15 protein-coding genes are annotated in these 16636 nt (G+C 72.9%); 9 read left to right on the top strand and 6 right to left on the bottom strand.

Going from position 1 to position 16636, the window contains the following annotated elements:
• The first annotated feature begins 29 nt into the window (after positions 1–29).
• From LG395_RS26355 to LG395_RS26335, 5 genes are all read left to right on the top strand, one after another.
• A complete protein-coding gene (locus LG395_RS26355) occupies positions 30–1265 on the top strand; it encodes a sensor histidine kinase (protein ID WP_225811473.1) in 1236 nt (411 codons plus the stop codon).
• Positions 1266–1549: 284 nt separating this feature from the next.
• Positions 1550–2875, top strand: coding sequence for a sensor histidine kinase (locus tag LG395_RS26350; protein WP_171153755.1), 1326 nt, complete (start codon positions 1550–1552; stop codon positions 2873–2875).
• A gap of 357 nt (positions 2876–3232) precedes the next feature.
• Positions 3233–3892 (top strand): LuxR C-terminal-related transcriptional regulator, encoded by a 660-nt coding sequence (locus LG395_RS26345; RefSeq protein WP_505016511.1) that lies wholly within the window; start codon positions 3233–3235, stop codon positions 3890–3892.
• 340 nt (positions 3893–4232) lie between these two features.
• Positions 4233–6161: a 2-oxoacid:acceptor oxidoreductase subunit alpha gene (locus LG395_RS26340; RefSeq protein ID WP_225811472.1), complete on the top strand. Its 1929-nt coding sequence runs from the start codon at positions 4233–4235 to the stop codon at positions 6159–6161.
• The gene (locus LG395_RS26335) at positions 6154–7215 is read left to right on the top strand and encodes a 2-oxoacid:ferredoxin oxidoreductase subunit beta (RefSeq protein WP_171153761.1); all 1062 of its coding nucleotides are present in this window, start codon (positions 6154–6156) and stop codon (positions 7213–7215) included. Before LG395_RS26340 ends, LG395_RS26335 begins: the two co-directional genes overlap by 8 nt.
• Positions 7216–7228: 13 nt before the next feature.
• Here LG395_RS26335 and LG395_RS26330 read toward each other — a convergent pair whose 3' ends face one another.
• Positions 7229–7696 (bottom strand): winged helix-turn-helix transcriptional regulator, encoded by a 468-nt coding sequence (locus LG395_RS26330; RefSeq protein ID WP_225811471.1) that lies wholly within the window; start codon positions 7694–7696, stop codon positions 7229–7231.
• A 91-nt stretch (positions 7697–7787) separates the two neighbouring features.
• On the opposite strand from LG395_RS26330, the gene LG395_RS26325 reads away from it, so the two are divergent.
• The 3 genes from LG395_RS26325 to LG395_RS26315 all read left to right on the top strand — a co-directional run bounded on the left by LG395_RS26325 (position 7788) and on the right by LG395_RS26315 (position 10323).
• A complete protein-coding gene (locus LG395_RS26325) occupies positions 7788–8642 on the top strand; it encodes an SDR family oxidoreductase (protein ID WP_225811470.1) in 855 nt (284 codons plus the stop codon).
• Positions 8643–8765: 123 nt separating this feature from the next.
• On the top strand, positions 8766–9782 hold the full coding sequence (gene rarD, locus LG395_RS26320; RefSeq protein ID WP_225811469.1) for an EamA family transporter RarD: 1017 nt from the start codon (positions 8766–8768) through the stop codon (positions 9780–9782).
• Positions 9783–9855: 73 nt separating this feature from the next.
• Positions 9856–10323 carry a VOC family protein gene (locus LG395_RS26315; protein ID WP_171153768.1) on the top strand — a complete coding sequence of 156 codons (468 nt, stop codon included), beginning with the start codon at positions 9856–9858 and terminating at the stop codon, positions 10321–10323.
• Positions 10324–10354: 31 nt separating this feature from the next.
• Here the strand turns inward: LG395_RS26315 and LG395_RS26310 are convergent, their stop codons facing one another.
• On the bottom strand, positions 10355–11413 hold the full coding sequence (locus LG395_RS26310) for a tetratricopeptide repeat protein (RefSeq protein ID WP_225811545.1): 1059 nt from the start codon (positions 11411–11413) through the stop codon (positions 10355–10357).
• Positions 11414–11608: 195 nt separating this feature from the next.
• On the opposite strand from LG395_RS26310, the gene LG395_RS26305 reads away from it, so the two are divergent.
• Complete coding sequence (locus tag LG395_RS26305) at positions 11609–12211, top strand: flavodoxin family protein (protein ID WP_171153770.1); 603 nt, start codon at positions 11609–11611, stop codon at positions 12209–12211.
• Positions 12212–12218: 7 nt separating this feature from the next.
• On the opposite strand, the gene LG395_RS26300 is transcribed toward LG395_RS26305, so the two are convergent.
• The 4 genes from LG395_RS26300 to LG395_RS26285 all read right to left on the bottom strand — a co-directional run bounded on the left by LG395_RS26300 (position 12219) and on the right by LG395_RS26285 (position 16602).
• Complete coding sequence (locus LG395_RS26300; protein ID WP_171153771.1) at positions 12219–13100, bottom strand: ABC transporter permease; 882 nt, start codon at positions 13098–13100, stop codon at positions 12219–12221.
• Positions 13087–14061 carry an ABC transporter ATP-binding protein gene (locus LG395_RS26295; protein WP_171153773.1) on the bottom strand — a complete coding sequence of 325 codons (975 nt, stop codon included), beginning with the start codon at positions 14059–14061 and terminating at the stop codon, positions 13087–13089. The genes LG395_RS26300 and LG395_RS26295 overlap by 14 nt, the downstream gene beginning before the upstream one ends.
• A 54-nt stretch (positions 14062–14115) precedes the next feature.
• Entirely contained in the window at positions 14116–15327 is a 1212-nt protein-coding gene (locus LG395_RS26290; RefSeq protein WP_225811468.1) for a LolA family protein, read from the bottom strand.
• Positions 15328–15591: 264 nt separating this feature from the next.
• Positions 15592–16602 (bottom strand): polyprenyl synthetase family protein, encoded by a 1011-nt coding sequence (locus tag LG395_RS26285; protein ID WP_171153778.1) that lies wholly within the window; start codon positions 16600–16602, stop codon positions 15592–15594.
• Between the last annotated feature and the right edge of the window lie 34 nt (positions 16603–16636).

The raw sequence follows: 16636 nt of genomic DNA, 5'->3' as shown, positions 1-16636 counted from the left end.
ACGGTGCCGCGCACGGCAGGCTGATCAGCATGACCGCTCCCAGCCCCGCCGCCGACCGGACCGGCGGCACCGACGAACGTGACGGCCGTGCAGGTGACGGCGGACACGACGGACACGACGGCCCGCACCGGCTGCCGCCGCCCCGGCCGGCCTATGAGGCGCACACCTGGAAGGAGATCGCGTATCTCCTGCTGAACCTGCCGGTGGCGCTGTTCGGATTCGCGTACGCGGTCACCGTGCTGGTGGCCGGCGGCACCCTCACCCTCACCGTGATCGGTCTCCCGCTGCTCGCGCTGTCCCTGCTGGGCGCGCGGCAGCTGGGCAAACTGGAACGGGCCCGGGCCCGGAAGCTGCTCGGGGTGCGGGTGGAGGAGCCCTCGCCGCTGCCGCTCGCGAAGGGCGGCGGCCCGGTGCAGCGGTTGTGGATGGCGCTGAAGGACCCGGTGGGGTGGCGCACGCTGCTGTACGACGCCATCCGGCTGCCCTGGGGCGTCCTCACGTTCTGCACGGTGCTGGTCTCGCTGTTCGTGCTGTGGCCGGTGCTGCCGTACCTGGCGCGGGGCATGGCGAACCTGGACCGGGCGATGGTGCGGGGGCTGCTGTCGCCCTCGGACGAGCTGGAGCGCCGGATCGCCGAGCTGGAGTCCGACCGCGGGATCGTGGTGGACACGGCGGCGGCGGACCTGCGCCGGATCGAACGGGACCTGCACGACGGGGCCCAGGCGCGGCTGGTCAACCTGGCCATGGGGCTGGGCCTCGCCAAGGAGAAGCTGCTGGAGGACCCGGACGCGGCGGCGGCGATGGTGGACGAGGCGCACGGCGAGGTGAAGCTGGCCCTCCAGGAGCTGCGCGACCTGGCCCGGGGCATCCACCCGGCCGTGCTCACCGACCGCGGCCTGGACGCGGCCCTGTCGGCCGTCGCCTCCCGCTGCACGGTACCGGTGACGGTGACCGTGGACCTGTCGGCCCGGCCCGCGGCGGCCATCGAGGGCATCGCCTACTTCACCGTCTCCGAGCTGCTGCAGAACATCAGCAAGCACAGCGGCGCCCGGTCCGCCTCCGTCGACGTGTGGCGCTCGCAGGACCGGCTGCTCATCCAGGTCCGGGACGACGGCCGGGGCGGCGCCCGGCTGGACGGGGGCAGCGGGATGCGGGGCCTGGCGGACCGGCTGGGCGCGGTGGACGGCCTGTTCGTCGTCGACTCCCCGGCGGGCGGCCCGACGGTGGTCACGGCGGAGCTGCCCTGGCGGGACCGGCAGGAGTGACCCCGCCCGCCAGGGCACAGCGGTGGCCCCGCCCGCACATGGCCGGCCGCCGCGGCGCCACGCGCGCGTGAGACGCGAGAAACGCCTCACGCGCGCGTGGCCGCGTTTCCGGGCCGCGCGACCGCGGCGCCCACCCCGGCACCGCGGCCGGGCGGAGCGGGGGGGGTGGGGAAAACCCCCCGCTCAAGACGCCGACGGACTCCATGTCCCGGCAGGGCCCGGCGGACGACCCTGGAGGTACGGCTGGAAACCGCCGCCGGAACGAGGAGAACGGGACGACACCGATGGTCACGGACTACGGACAGGGGTACGCCACCCGCAGCGAGCCGCGGCACCGGCTGCCCGCCGGGCTGCGGGCGCCCTTCGAGGGCCGAAGCCGGCGCGAGTTCGGCTACGTGCTGCTGAGCCTGCCGGTGGCGACCGTCCTGTTCAGCTGGACGGTGACGATGGTCGCGCTGGGCGCGGGCCTGCTGGTGACCTTCCTCGGCATCCCGGTGCTGGCGGCGGCGCTCGCCGGCTGCCGGGGCTTCGGCGTGCTGGAGCGGGCGCGGGCGCGCGGCCTGCTGGACCTGGAGGTGGCCGACCCGGAACCGCTGCGGCCGCGCAAACAGGGTGCGGCGGCCTGGATGGGCGCGATGCTCAAGAGCGGAGCCTCCTGGCGGCACGCGCTGTACGCGCTGGTGCAGTTCCCCTGGGCGGTGTTCTCGTTCTCGGTGGCGGTGACCTTCTGGTCCTGCGGCTGGGGGCTGCTGACCTATCCGCTGTGGTTCTGGGTGTTCCCGGCGTACGCCGGCGAGGGCGGGATCCAGCTCTACGGCGACGCCCACCACAGCGTCTACCTCGACAACCCCTTCGAGATCACCGTGACCGCGCTGGTCGGGCTGGTGTTCACCCTGGCCGCGCCCTGGCTCGTACGGGCCCTGACGACCGTGGACGGGCTGCTCGTGCGCGGGCTGCTCGGCCCGTCGCCGCTGTCGGCGCGGGTGGTGGAGCTGGAGTCGGACCGGGGGGTCGTGGTCGACACGGCCGCCGCCGATCTGCGCCGCATCGAGCGGGACCTGCACGACGGGGCGCAGGCCCGGCTGGTGAACCTGGCGATGGACCTGGGGCTGGCGAAGGAGAAGCTGCGGGAGGACCCGCGGACGGCGGCGCGGATGGTGGAGGAGGCGCACGGCGAGGTGAAGACGGCCCTCCAGGAGCTGCGCGACCTGGCCCGGGGCATCCACCCGGCCGTGCTCACCGACCGCGGCCTGGACGCGGCCCTGTCGGCCGTCGCCTCCCGCTGCGCGGTACCGGTGCGGGTCGAGGTCGACCTGCCGGCCCGGCCCGCGCCCGCCATCGAGGGCATCGCCTACTTCACCGTCTCCGAGCTGCTGCAGAACATCAGCAAGCACAGCGGCGCCCGGTCCGCCTCCGTCGATGTGTGGCGCTCGCAGGACCGGCTGATGCTCCAGGTGACCGACGACGGCGTGGGCGGCGCCGACGCGTCCCGTGGCTCCGGGCTGGCCGGTCTCGCCGCCCGCCTGGACGCGGTGGACGGCATCCTCATGGTGGACTCCCCGGCGGGCGGCCCCACCCGGGTGATCGCGGAACTCCCCTGGCGCGGCTGAACACCAAAACGCCCGGGTCGGTGCGGGCCGGCCCCTGGTCGCGCCGGAGCCCATGCCGACGCACCACGCGGCCGTCCGGTGCACCGCCAGCTGCGGAACGGCCGCACACCAAAGCGCCCGCGCTCCGAAACGGCCGCACGCCGAAGCCCCCGGGCATCCGCCCGGCGCAGCGCATGAGATCGGGTCCGCTCCCCGGGGACACGCCCCGGCACGCCCCCGGTGTTCCCCCGACATTCCCCCGGTCCGGCGGCGGACCGGGGGGATTGCTGGAATGCTGGACCCCCGAAGGACGCCCCGGGGCGGACGGCGTCGCGGGGGATCGGGCTGTGGGGGGCCGGAAGAATCGTGGAGGACAGGGTGCGGGTGGTCATCGCCGAGGATTCAGTGCTGCTGCGGGAGGGCCTGACCCGGCTGCTGACCGACCGCGGGCACGATGTCGTGGCGGGCGTCGGCGACGCGGACGCGCTGGTGAAGACCATCACCGAGCTGGACGAGCGCGGTGAGCTGCCCGACGTGGTCGTGGCGGACGTACGGATGCCGCCGACGCACACCGACGAGGGCGTCCGGGCGGCCGTGCTGCTGCGCCGGCTGCACCCCGGGCTCGGGGTGCTGGTGCTGTCGCAGTACGTCGAGGAGCGCTACGCCACCGAGCTGCTGGCCGGTTCCAGCCGGGGCGTCGGCTATCTGCTCAAGGACCGGGTGGCGGACGTCCGGGAGTTCGTGGACGCGGTGGTGCGGGTCGCCGAGGGTGGTACGGCACTGGACCCGGAGGTGGTCGCGCAGCTGCTCGGCCGCAGCCGCAAGCAGGACGTGCTGGCGGGGCTCACGCCCCGGGAGCGCGAGGTGCTGGGGCTGATGGCGGAGGGGCGGACGAACTCGGCGATCGCCCGGCAGCTGGTGGTCAGCGACGGCGCCGTCGAGAAGCACGTCAGCAACATCTTCCTGAAGCTCGGCCTGGCCCCGAGCGAGGGCGACCACCGGCGGGTTCTGGCCGTTCTCACCTACCTGAACTCCTAGCCGGCCGGACCGGTGTCAGCCTCCCGTCAGCGTCCCGTCAGCCGCTCCCGCTTCGGTGGAGGCGGGTACCCGGGAGGAAGGCCCTCAGTGAGCCGTAGGGGGCGACCGGGGCTCCGGACGGGCGCCGGAGGAGAGAACCTGTACACGCGCGGGGAGCGCCTTGACCGGTGCTCCGGCGATGCGGGACATGATGTGCACACAGCGCGACAGGCCGTCTCGAAATGTCGTCCAATCCCTGGATGGCCTCGGGAAGGCGACCCTAACCGACGTAGGGTTGATCCTGGGATGGTCCGTGGGACGACCAGGCCCCGGACAGCCGCCTCGAAGGAGGTCCAGTTCAGTGACCAGCCAGGTCAGCAGCCCAGCGGAGCAGACCGACGGAACCGTCGTGGGAGAGCAGCGCAAACCGGGCGGCGCGAAGGACGTGCGGCGCCTGGACCGGGTGATCATCCGGTTCGCGGGGGACTCGGGTGACGGCATGCAGCTCACCGGGGACCGTTTCACCTCGGAGACCGCTTCCTTCGGCAACGACCTCTCCACCCTCCCGAACTTCCCCGCCGAGATCCGCGCCCCCGCCGGCACCCTGCCGGGTGTCTCGTCCTTCCAGCTCCACTTCGCCGACCACGACATCCTCACCCCCGGTGACGCGCCGAACGTCCTGGTCGCCATGAACCCGGCCGCCCTGAAGGCCAACATCGGCGATCTCCCGCGCGGAGCCGAGATCATCGTCAACACCGACGAGTTCACCAAGCGGGCCCTGCAGAAGGTGGGGTACGCCAGCGACCCGCTCCAGGACGGCTCGCTCGACGGCTACAGCCTCCACCCGGTGCCGCTGACCACGCTGACCGTGGAGGCGCTGAAGGAGTTCGACCTCTCCCGCAAGGAGGCCGAGCGCAGCAAGAACATGTTCGCGCTGGGGCTGCTGAGCTGGATGTACCACCGGCCGACCGAGGGCACCGAGAAGTTCCTGAAGTCGAAGTTCGCGAAGAAGCCCGACATCGCCGAGGCCAACATCGCGGCGTTCCGCGCGGGCTGGAACTTCGGCGAGACGACCGAGGACTTCGCGGTCTCCTACGAGGTGGCGCCGGCCGCCAAGGCCTTCCCGGTCGGCACCTACCGGAACATCTCCGGCAACCTCGCCCTGTCCTACGGCCTGATCACCGCGTCCCGCCAGGCGGATCTGCCGCTGTTCCTGGGGTCGTACCCGATCACGCCGGCCTCGGACATCCTGCACGAGCTGAGCAAGCACAAGAACTTCGGCGTGCGCACCTTCCAGGCCGAGGACGAGATCGCCGGCATCGGCGCGGCGCTGGGCGCGGCGTTCGGCGGCTCGCTGGCGGTGACCACGACGAGCGGCCCCGGTGTCGCCCTGAAGAGCGAGACGATCGGCCTCGCGGTCTCGCTGGAGCTGCCCCTGCTGGTGGTGGACATCCAGCGCGGCGGCCCGTCGACGGGTCTGCCGACCAAGACCGAGCAGGCCGACCTGCTCCAGGCGATGTACGGCCGCAACGGCGAGGCGCCGGTGCCGGTGGTCGCGCCGCGGACGCCGGCCGACTGCTTCGACGCCGCCCTGGAGGCGGCCCGGATCGCGCTGACGTACCGCACCCCGGTGATGCTGCTGTCGGACGGTTACCTGGCCAACGGCTCCGAGCCGTGGCGCATCCCCGACCTGGACGAGCTGCCCGACCTGCGGGTGCGGTTCGCCTCCGGCCCGAACCACACGCTGGAGGACGGCACCGAGGTCTTCTGGCCGTACAAGCGCGACCCGCACACCCTGGCCCGGCCGTGGGCGATCCCGGGCACCCCGGGGCTGGAGCACCGCATCGGCGGCATCGAGAAGCAGGACGGCACGGGCAACATCTCCTACGACCCGGCCAACCACGACTTCATGGTCCGCACCCGGCAGGCCAAGGTCGACGGCATCGACGTTCCCGACGTGGAGGTCGACGACCCGCACGGCGCGCGCACCCTGGTGCTCGGCTGGGGCTCGACCTACGGCCCGATCACGGCGGCGGTACGGCGGCTGCGCGCGGCCGGCGAGTCGATCGCCCAGGCCCATCTGCGCCACCTCAACCCCTTCCCGCGCAACCTCGGCACGGTTTTGAAGGGCTACGACAAGGTGGTCGTCCCCGAGATGAACCTCGGGCAGCTCGCCACCCTCATCCGGGCGAAGTACCTGGTCGACGCCCACTCCTACAACCAGGTCAACGGCATGCCGTTCAAGGCGGAACAGCTCGCCGCGGCGCTGAAGGAGGCCATCGATGACTGACGCCACCAACGGGCTGCTCCAGCTGGTCCCCAAGGCCGAGGCCAAGCAGTCGATGAAGGACTTCAAGTCGGACCAGGAGGTGCGCTGGTGCCCGGGCTGCGGTGACTACGCGATCCTCGCGGCCGTGCAGGGCTTCATGCCGGAGCTGGGTCTCGCGCGGGAGAACATCGTCTTCGTCTCCGGCATCGGCTGCTCCTCCCGCTTCCCGTACTACATGAACACCTACGGGATGCACTCCATCCACGGCCGCGCCCCCGCCATCGCGACGGGCCTGGCCTCCTCCCGCCGGGACCTGAGCGTGTGGGTCGTCACCGGTGACGGCGACGCGCTGTCCATCGGCGGCAATCACCTGATCCACGCCCTGCGCCGCAACGTCAACCTGAAGATCCTGCTGTTCAACAACCGGATCTACGGCCTGACGAAGGGCCAGTACTCGCCGACCTCCGAGGTCGGCAAGGTCACCAAGTCGACGCCGATGGGATCGCTGGACGCGCCGTTCAACCCGGTGTCGCTGGCGATCGGCGCGGAGGCGTCCTTCGTGGCGCGCACGATCGACTCGGACCGCAAGCACCTGACCGAGGTGCTGCGCGCCGCGGCCGACCACCCGGGCACGGCACTGATCGAGATCTACCAGAACTGCAACATCTTCAACGACGGCGCGTTCGACGCCCTGAAGGACAAGCAGCGGGCCGAGGAGGCGCTGATCCGGCTGGAGCACGGGCAGCCGATCCGCTTCGGGGCGGACGGCGCGTCAGGCGTGGTCCGCGACGCACGGACCGGCGATCTGAAGGTGGTGACCGTGACGCCGGAGAACGAGGCGGACGTCCTGGTGCACGACGCCCGTGCCGCGTCCCCGACCACGGCGTTCGCCCTGTCCCGGCTGGCGGACCCGGACACCCTGCACCACACCCCGATCGGGGTGTTCCGCTCGGTCGAACGTCCGGTGTACGACGTCCGGATGGCCGAGCAGCTCGACACCGCGATCGAGCGGCACGGCAAGGGTGACCTGGCCGCGCTGCTGGCGGGCGGGGACACCTGGACGGTCGTCGGCTGATCCGTCCGCCGGCTCAGGAGGCCCGGGACCGGTTCTCCCGGGCCTCTTCGTATGCGCCGCGGCTCTCGTCGTACGCCCGGCGGCTCTCGTCGTACGCCCGGCGGTTCTCGTCGTAGGCCCGGCGGGCCTCCTCCACCGCGTCCATGCGGGCGTGCGTCCACCGCGCGAGGGCCCGGACCTGCTCCGCCGCCTCGCGGCCGAGTGCGGTGAGCGAGTAGTCGACGCGGGGCGGGATCACCGGCTTGGCGTCCCGGTGGACCAGGCCGTCGCGCTCCAGGGTCTGCAGCGTCTGGGTGAGCATCTTCTCGCTGACGCCCCGGCCCCCGAGCCCGCTGACCGCACGGCGCAGCTCGCTGAACCGGTACGGCCGCTCCAGCAGCTCGATGAGGACGAGGACACCCCAGCGGCTGGTGACGTGCTCCAGGACCAGGCGGTGCGGGCACATCGCCTCGGCGTCCACCGCGTTCTTGCTTACCGGCATGCCAGTACCTTACTCCAAAGTGGGTACTTTCGCTGAGTTAGCGCCTCTCCTAGGGTGAGTGGCGTACCCACTGGAGAAGGAGCCACCCCTCATGAGCATCGTCGTCACCGGAGCCACCGGACACCTCGGCCGGCACGTCGTGGAACAGCTGCTGGAGAAGGTGCCGGCCGACCGGATCACCGCCGTCGTGCGGGACGAGGCGAAGGCCGCCGACCTCGCCGCCCGCGGGGTGAAGCTGGCCGTCGCCGACTACAACGTGCCCGAGACCTTCGACGGCCTGTTCGCCGCCGGCGACAAGGTCCTGCTGATCTCCGGCAACGAGTTCGACAAGGGCCGGGTCGGGCAGCACACGGTCGTCATCGAGGCGGCCAAGGCGGCCGGCGTGGCGCTGCTCGCCTACACCAGCGCCCCGGGCACCCTGACGGCCGCGCTGGCGGACGACCACCGGGCGACCGAGGAGGTGCTGCTCGCCTCCGGCCTGCCCTACAGCCTGCTGCGCAACGGCTGGTACCACGAGAACTACACCGAGAACCTGGCCCCGGTGCTGGAGCACGACGCGGTCGTGGCCGCCGCCGGTGAGGGCCGGGTCTCCTCGGCCGCCCGCGCCGACTACGCCGCCGCCGCGGTCGAGGTGCTGACCGGCGAGGGCCACGAGAACACGACGTACGAACTGGGCGGCGACGAGGCGTGGAGCTTCGCCGAGTACGCGGCCGAGCTGAGCCGGCAGACCGGCCGGGAGATCGTCTACAACGCGGTCCCGGTGGAGACCCTCACCGGCATCCTGACCGGCGCCGGGGTGCCCGCGCCGGTGGCCGGGATCCTGGCGGGCGTGGACGCGTCGATCGAGAAGGGGGAGCTGGTCGTCTCCTCCGGTGACCTGTCCCGGCTGATCGGCCGTCCCACGACGCCGCTCGCCGAGGCCGTCACCGCCGGGCTCAAGGGCTGACCCCGGGGCCGGCCGTCCGGCTGTCATGACCGTATGGCGATACGAGCATGACATCCGGGGCCACCCGGCGTTACCTTCGTCCTCGTGCGTCCACGCCGGACGCGCGAGCACGAAGGAGGGGACGTGGCCGCGACGTCCGAGGGTGAGCACCGCACAGGCCTGCTGAACGGCTTCGCCGCCTACGGCATGTGGGGGCTCGTACCCCTGTTCTGGCCGTTGCTCAAACCGGCCGGCGCCATGGAGATCCTCGCCCACCGCATGGTGTGGTCCCTGGTGTTCGTCGCCGTCGCGCTGCTCTTCGTGCGCCGCTGGGCCTGGGCCGGAGAGCTGCTGCGCCAGCCCCGGCGGCTCGCCCTCGTCGCCGTGGCGGCCGGTGTCATCACCGTGAACTGGGGCGTCTACATCTGGGCGGTGAACGCCGGCCACGTCGTCGAGGCCTCGCTCGGATACTTCATCAACCCGCTGGTCACCATCGCGATGGGCGTGCTCCTCCTCAAGGAGCGGCTGCGGCCCGTGCAGTGGGCGGCGGTCGGCATAGGCCTCGCCGCCGTCGTCGTGCTGACCGTCGGCTACGGCCGCCCGCCGTGGATCTCCCTCTGCCTCGCCTTCTCCTTCGCCACCTACGGCCTGGTGAAGAAGAAGGTGGACCTCGGCGGTGTCGAGTCGCTGGCCGCCGAGACCGCCATCCAGTTCCTGCCGGCGCTCGGCTATCTGCTGTGGCTGACCGCGCACGGCGGGGCCAGTTTCCTGGACGAGGGCGCCGGACACGCCACCCTGCTCGCGTCCACGGGCATCGTCACCGCCCTGCCGCTGGTCTGCTTCGGCGCGGCGGCGATCCGCGTGCCCCTGTCCACGCTGGGCCTGCTGCAGTACCTGGCCCCGATCTTCCAGTTCCTGCTCGGCGTCCTCTACTTCCACGAGGCCATGCCGGCCGAGCGGTGGGCCGGGTTCGCGCTGGTCTGGCTGGCGCTGATCCTCCTCACCGGCGATGCCCTGCGGTGGGCGAGGCGACCCGCGCGGCTCGTGGTGCCGCCGGCCCGCACGGCCGGGGCGTCGCCCTCGCCGTCGGCACGCGCATCGGCTTCCGCGCCTTCCGCGCCTTCCACGTCCGCTCCGGCCACGACCCCGGCGGACGCCTGACCCGAGGGGCCGCGGGGTCCGGAGTGGGCGGAGTGCCCCCCTCCGCCGACACGTCCGGCTATAAGTGGACGCCATGACCGCACAGGCGCCCGCCCCCCTGCACTGGAAGCTCGTCATCGACGCGGCTGACCCGCACGCACAGGCCGACTTCTGGGCTGCCGCGCTGCACTACACCCCCGAGGACAACAGCGCCCTCGTCGAACGGCTGCTGTCCCTCGGCGCGCTGGCCGGGGAGGCCACCGTCGAGTACCACGGGCGGCCCGCGTTCCGCGACCTGATCGCCGTACGGCACCCCGACGACCCGTACGACCCCGCGACCGGCACCGGGCTCGGGCGACGGCTGCTGTTCCAGCGGGTACCGGAGCCGAAGACCGTCAAGAACCGGCTCCACCTCGACGTCCACGCCGGTCCGGAACGGCGCGCGGACGAGGTGGCACGCCTTCAGGCGCTGGGCGCCCGGGTGGTGCGCGAGGTGGAGGAGCCCGCGGGCCGGTGGGTGCTGATGGCGGACCCGGAGGACAACGAGTTCTGCGTGCAGTGACCCCGGGCGCGCCGGCCGCGCGCGGGGCCGGTCACGCCCGCGCCGCCGCCTGGGCCGCGCGGTCGGTCAGGCGGACCATGCGGGCGCGGGCGGACTCCAGCGGGCCGGGGTCGTCGGCGGCGGGGCCCGGCTCGGCGGTGAGGTCCGTCCACAGGTCGATCAGGTCGCGGCCCAGCCGCAGGCCCTCCTCCGGGTCGCGCACCGCGCGCCAGGCCGTGGCCGCGCTCCGCACGTTGTCGTAGGCGGCCTCCCCGTCCCGTGCCTGGCGGCGCAGCCGGGCGACGTCCAGGGACAGCCGGAAGGCGCGGACCGGGTCACCGGCCAGGTAGGCGATGTAGGCGGACAGTTCGAGCAGGTGCAGCACCTCGGCGTGGCCCGGGCCGAACACGGCGGTGGCCTCGGCGAGCGTCCGGTCGGCCAGTTCCGCCGCGGTGTCGATCCGGCCGGCCCGCACCGCCTCGTTGATCCGGCTCATCGGCCCGGTGAGCAGCTTCGCGCCCTCGGCGGTCTCGGTCAGCGGCCCGTCGCCGAGCACCTCCTCGGCGACCGCGTCGAACCCGCGGGCCGGGGTGGCGGTGGGCTCGGGCGGTGCGTCGGCGAGGAGGCTGTCAGCCGTGGCGTCCCGGGCATCCGCGCCGGGACCCTCCGCCACCTGCGCCGGTCCGACCTGCCCGGTCGAGCCCCGAACGGCACCGGACGCCCCGGCCGCGGCCTCCCCGGCACCAGACGTCGCGGCACCAGACGTCCCCGCGCCGGCCTGCCCGGCGCCGGGCGTCCCGGCCCCGCTCGGCCGCGGGCCCACCCGGACCGCCTCCCCCGTCACCCGGCTGGAGCCGTCCGCCGAGACCTCCAGGGGGACCACGCAGCCCGCGAGGTCGTCGTGGACCGTGGCCCGTATGGGCGCGCCGACGCTGATGGCCAGGCGCTGGAGGTGGTCGAGCACGGCCTGCTGGATCTCCTGGCCCGGTGCCGCCACGATCCGCGCCCCGTCCACCGACGCGCCGCCCGCCCCGGACACCCGGACGGACACCGCCGCCGGACGGCCCACGGGCTGCGGCGCCCGCTTCTTCTCGAAGCTGAGTCCAGCCATCGGTGTTCCTCACTCCCCCGGCGTCGCGGTCCGGTCGTACGCGTCCTGCCCATCAGTGTGTCCGCTCCCGACGGTTTTCCACGTCACCGCGGCGTCACAGCATCGCACCAGCCACACCCTGGCGGAAATTGCTTGCGTGTGCATAGAATGCGCACGCACTCAACCGGCGTACGACACGACGTGCATGGGGGACCCATGAGCCGACGTTTCCTCTTCGTCCTGGGCAGCGCCCGCGAGGCGGGCAACACCGAACTGCTGGCCCGCGAGGCCGCCGCGCAGCTGCCCGGCGACACCGAACAGCGCTGGATCCGCCTCGCCGACCACCCCCTGCCCGACTTCGCGGACCTGCGGCACGACAGCGACCACGTCCGGCCGTCCCCGGACACCCCGGCCGGCCTGCTCCTGGACGCCACGCTGGCGGCGACGGACATCGTGATCGCCTCGCCGCTGTACTGGTACTCGGTCTCCAGCCTCACCAAGCGCTACCTGGACTACTGGTCGGCCTGGCTGCGCACCCCGGGCGTCGACTTCAGGGACACGATGGCCGGCCGCACCCTCTGGGGCGTCGCCGCGCTGGCGGACGACGAGCCGTCGGTCGCCGACCCGTACGCCGGCACGCTCAACAACTCGGCCGCCTACCTGCGGATGCGCTTCGGCGGGGTGCTGCTCGGCAACGGCAGCGCGCCGGGCGACGTACGCAAGGACACCGGGGCACTGGCGCGCGCGAAGACGTTCTTCGCGCAGGACGCGCCCCTCGCGCGCTTCCCGTACGAGACCGTCGGCGCCGCACCCCGGTGAGCGGACGCTAGGCGTTGATGTCCTTCGCCGTGAACCGCGCCCAGGCCGCCGCGCCGAACACGGCCGCGTACAGCCCTTGCAGACCGAGGTTCCTCACCAGGTCGTCCCAGTAGACCGGGTCGCGCATCAGGTCGGCGAACGACAGCCAGTAGTGCGAGAACAGATACGGCTGGAGCGCGTGCAGCTGGGGTATCTGGTCGACGATCTGCACGGTGATGAGCAGACCCACCGTGGTGGCCATCGCCGCGATGCCGCTGTTGGTGAGCGTCGACACGAACAGGCCGAGGGCCGCGACACCGACCAGTGACGCGGCGACGACCAGGGCGATCAGCACGGCGCGGCCGAGCCCCTCGGCGAAGCTGATCCGGGTGCCGGAGATCGTCGTCAGCTCGCCGAGCGGGAACAGCAGCGCGCCGACGAGCAGCGCCGAGACGGCGACGACCAGCGTGGCCAGCAGACAGAAGGCCAGCACCGTCGCGTACTTGGTGAGCAGCAGGCGGGTGCGGCCGGCCGGGGCGACCAGCAGATAGCGCAGGGTGCCCGCGCCGGCCTCCCCGGCGACCGCGTCGCCCGCGACGACGCCGACCGCCATCGGCAGGAAGAACGGCAGGGTCGCGGCCAGCGCGGTGAACACCAGGAACAGGCCGTTGTTGGTGATCTGCGAGATGAACGCCGGCCCCTCGCCGCCTCCGCCCGCCGGTCCGCCGCCCCGTGTCTCGATCTTCACGGCGATCCCGACCAGCACCGGCACCGCGGCCAGCACCCCGAGCAGGGCCAGCGTGCGCCAGCGGCGGACGGTGGTGACCAGCTCGCTGCGCAGCAGCCCGAGGGTCCACAGGGGGTTCGGCCGGCGCCCGGCGCCTGCCTGGACCACATCAGCCCGCGACATCGAAGCCCTCCCCGGTCAGCGCCACGAACGCGTCCTCCAGCGAGGCCCGTTCGACGGTGAGGCCCCGGACCCGGACGCCCGCCGCGACCAGGGCCGCCGTCACCTCGGCCAGATCCCGTACGGGCGGCTCGCCGGTGACCCGGTCCCCGTCGGCCAGCACGTCCCCGACGCCCAGTTCCTTCAGCACGCGTGCCGCCTCGGCCGGGTCCGGGGTGGTGACCACCAGCCGGTCGCGCGCCCCGGCGGCCAGGTCGGCGACCGCGCCCTGGGTGACGAGCCGGCCCTGTGCCATGACCGCCGCGTGCGTGCACACCTGCTCGATCTCGTCGAGGAGGTGGGAGGAGAGGAAGACGGTCGTGCCGTCGGCGGCCAACTCCCTGATCAGGGTGCGGATCTCGCGCATGCCCTGCGGGTCGAGGCCGTTGGTGGGCTCGTCCAGGACGAGCAGTCTGCGCGGCTGGAGCAGCGCGGCGGCCAGTCCCAGACGCTGTTTCATGCCGAGCGAGTACGCCTTCGCCTTCTTGCCGGCGGCGGCCGCGAGGCCGACCCGGTCCAGCGCCGCGGCGACGCGGACACGCCGGGTGCGCGGGTCGGCGGTCGGGTCGGCGGCGTCGTAGCGCAGCAGGTTGTCCCGGCCGGAGAGGAAGCCGTACAGGGCGGGGCCCTCGATCAGGGCGCCGACCTGCGGGAGGACCGTACGGGCCGCCTTCGGCATGGGCCGGCCGAGCACCCGGGCGGTGCCCGCCGTGGGCTCGATCAGACCCATCAGCATGCGGATGGTGGTGGTCTTGCCGGAGCCGTTCGGGCCGAGGAAGCCGAAGACGCTGCCCGCCGGGACGGTCAGGTCCAGACCGTCCACGGCGAGCTGTCCGCCGCGGTAGCGCTTGGTGAGGCCGCGCGTGGCGATCACGCTCGCCGTGGTGTCGCCCGGCTCCGGCTGCGTGGCGGACGGTTCGTCCATCGGCTCCCCTCGGTTCATCCGGTTCGTCTCGTCCGGCGCGGTGTGCCGGGAAGGTCACTTCCCGGCGTCGGCCGCCTTTACCAGGGCGTCCTTGGTCACCGTGCCGGCGTAGACCTTGCCGTCGTCGGTGATGAGGGCGTTGACCAGGCGGGTGGAGAAGACCGTGCCCTTGCCGAACCTCCCGGAGACCGGGTCGCCCAGCGAGCCGAGGAAGCCGCCGAGTTCACCGCCCTGGGAGCCGGTCGGCACGCCGCCCTTGGCGCCGGTGTCGAAGGTGGCGACGGAGGTCCAGCCCTTGCCCAGCACCTTCAGCCCGTCCTTGCCCTCCAGGCCCCCGGCGAAGTCCCCACCGTGCTCCGGGGTGTGCTCCCGGGCACCGGCGGCGTCCTTCTCCTCGGTGACCTTCGCGCCCTTGGGCGGCGTGAAGTCGAACGTGGAGGCGGCGGGCCGGGCGAAGGAGACCTGGGTGAAGCCCGCGTCGAGCACGGCGGCGCCGCCGCTCCTCGGGGTCAGCGTGAACTTCAGCGGCATCCCGGTCCTCGCGTCCACGGCGATGCTGATCGCGCCGACCGTGGTGCCGGACTGCTTGGGCCGGATCAGCAGCTTGTAGGCGTCGCGCCCGGCGACGTGGGCGGTGCCGTCGACGGTGACGGACGTCGTGTCGTCCACCGACTTCAGGGCCTGGTCGGCGAAGTCCTTGGGCGTGGCCGGCGGCTCGGCGTCGCGGTCCTTGCCGGAGGCGGACCCGGTGGAGTGGAAGACCTGGTTGCTCTTGCTGTCGTAGCCCCAGACGTCCTTGCCGTCGTGGATCAGGCTGTACTCGGCGCCGCTCTCCAGCAGCGACAGCTTCTGCCGGTCGGGGCCGTCGGCGGCGACGCGCAGGGTGTGCGTGCCGGAGACCAGCTCGGTGAGCTTGGCCTTCGGGTCGGCGGAGGAGCCGTCGCCGGAGCCGCCCCGGCCCGAGCCGGACATCAGGCCGTCCTCGAGACCGCCGAGGTCGGGCAGGCCGAGGTCGGTGCTGACCTTCACCGTGCCGGACAACTGCTGCACGTCCGATTTGGCGATCTTCTCGATGAGCTGCTGGGCGCTGATCCTCGGCAGGTCGGGGTCACCGGAGTCGGCGAGCGCCGGGACCAGCCCGATCGTGGCCGCCGCCACCCCCACCACCGCGACCGGTACGGCGTACCGGGCGGCCTTGCGCCGGCCGGAGCGCGGGTACTCGTCCCGCGCGGCGCCCACTGCGTCGTCGGATTCGTACGGTGCCATGTGTGCCTTACCTCCGTCGTCGGCGGCGGCTGTCCTCACGCTGGTCCGCTGGTCCGCTGGTCCACCCTGAGCCGCCATTCTCACCCGAAACGGTGAGGAGTGGTGATTTCCGTGGTGTCCATCTGACCAAATCGGCTGCGGACAAGCGTCAGACCTCGGAGCCAACTCCGTCTACACCTGCGGTATGACACCCGGCGGTGGTTCCTCCGCCCGACCCGTAGGGGTCGGGCCGGAGGCCGGGGCCCGTACGGGTGACCGGCCTGGTCAGCCGGCGCGGTGCACGACCGCGTCGCACAGCTCGATCAGCGCCGCCTTGGCATCGCACTCGCGCAGCGGGGCGAGCGCGGCCCGCGCCTCCTCCGCGTACCGCACGGTGTCCCGGCGGGCCTGCTCCAGCGCGGGGTGGGCGCGCAGCGCGGCCAGCGCCTCGGCGTGCCGGGCGTCGTCGCTGAGGTCGGAGTCCAGCAGCGCGCACAGCGCGACGTCCTCGGCCAGGCCCAGCCGGGCGGCCCGCTCGCGCAGCCGGAGCACCGGCAGGGTCGGGATGCCCTCCCGCAGGTCGGTGCCCGGGGTCTTGCCGGACTCGTGGGAGTCGGAGGCGATGTCCAGGACGTCGTCCGCGAGCTGGAAGGCGACGCCGAGCCGTTCCCCGTACTGGGTGAGGACGTCGACGACCGTCTCGTCCGCGCCGGACATCATCGCGCCGAACCGGCACGACACCGCCACCAGGGAGCCCGTCTTGCCGGCGAGCACGTCCAGATAGTGCTCGACCGGGTCTCGGCCGTCCGAGGGACCCGCGGTCTCCAGGATCTGGCCGGTGACGAGCCGTTCGAACGCGAGGGCCTGCACCCGGACCGCCTCGGGACCGAGGTCGGCGAGGATCTGGGAGGCGCGGGCGAAGAGGAAGTCGCCGGTGAGGACCGCGACGGAGTTGCCCCAGCGGGTGTTGGCGCTGTCCACGCCACGCCGTACGGCCGCCTCGTCCATGACGTCGTCGTGGTACAGCGTGGCCAGGTGGGTCAGCTCCACGACCACGGCCGAGGGCACCACGCCCGGCGCGTAGGGGTCGCCGAACTGGGCCGCGAGCATCACGAGGAGTGGCCGGAACCGCTTCCCGCCCGCCCGCACCAGGTGCTGCGCCGCCTCCGTGATGAAGGGGACCTCGCTCTTGGTGGCCTCGAGCAAGCCTTCCTCGACAGCCGCCAATCCGGCCTGGACATCGGCTTCCAGAGCCTGGTCCCGCACGCTCAGCCCGAACGGCCCGACGACGGTCACGAGGGGTCTCCTGTCTGCTGGTGTCTGCTGGCGG

This window comes from Streptomyces spinosus, from assembly GCF_020400655.1.
GTDB classification, from domain to species: domain Bacteria; phylum Actinomycetota; class Actinomycetes; order Streptomycetales; family Streptomycetaceae; genus Streptomyces; species Streptomyces argyrophylli.
Note: the sequence above shows the minus strand (reverse complement) of the source record. Positions and strands in the feature narration are given on the sequence as shown.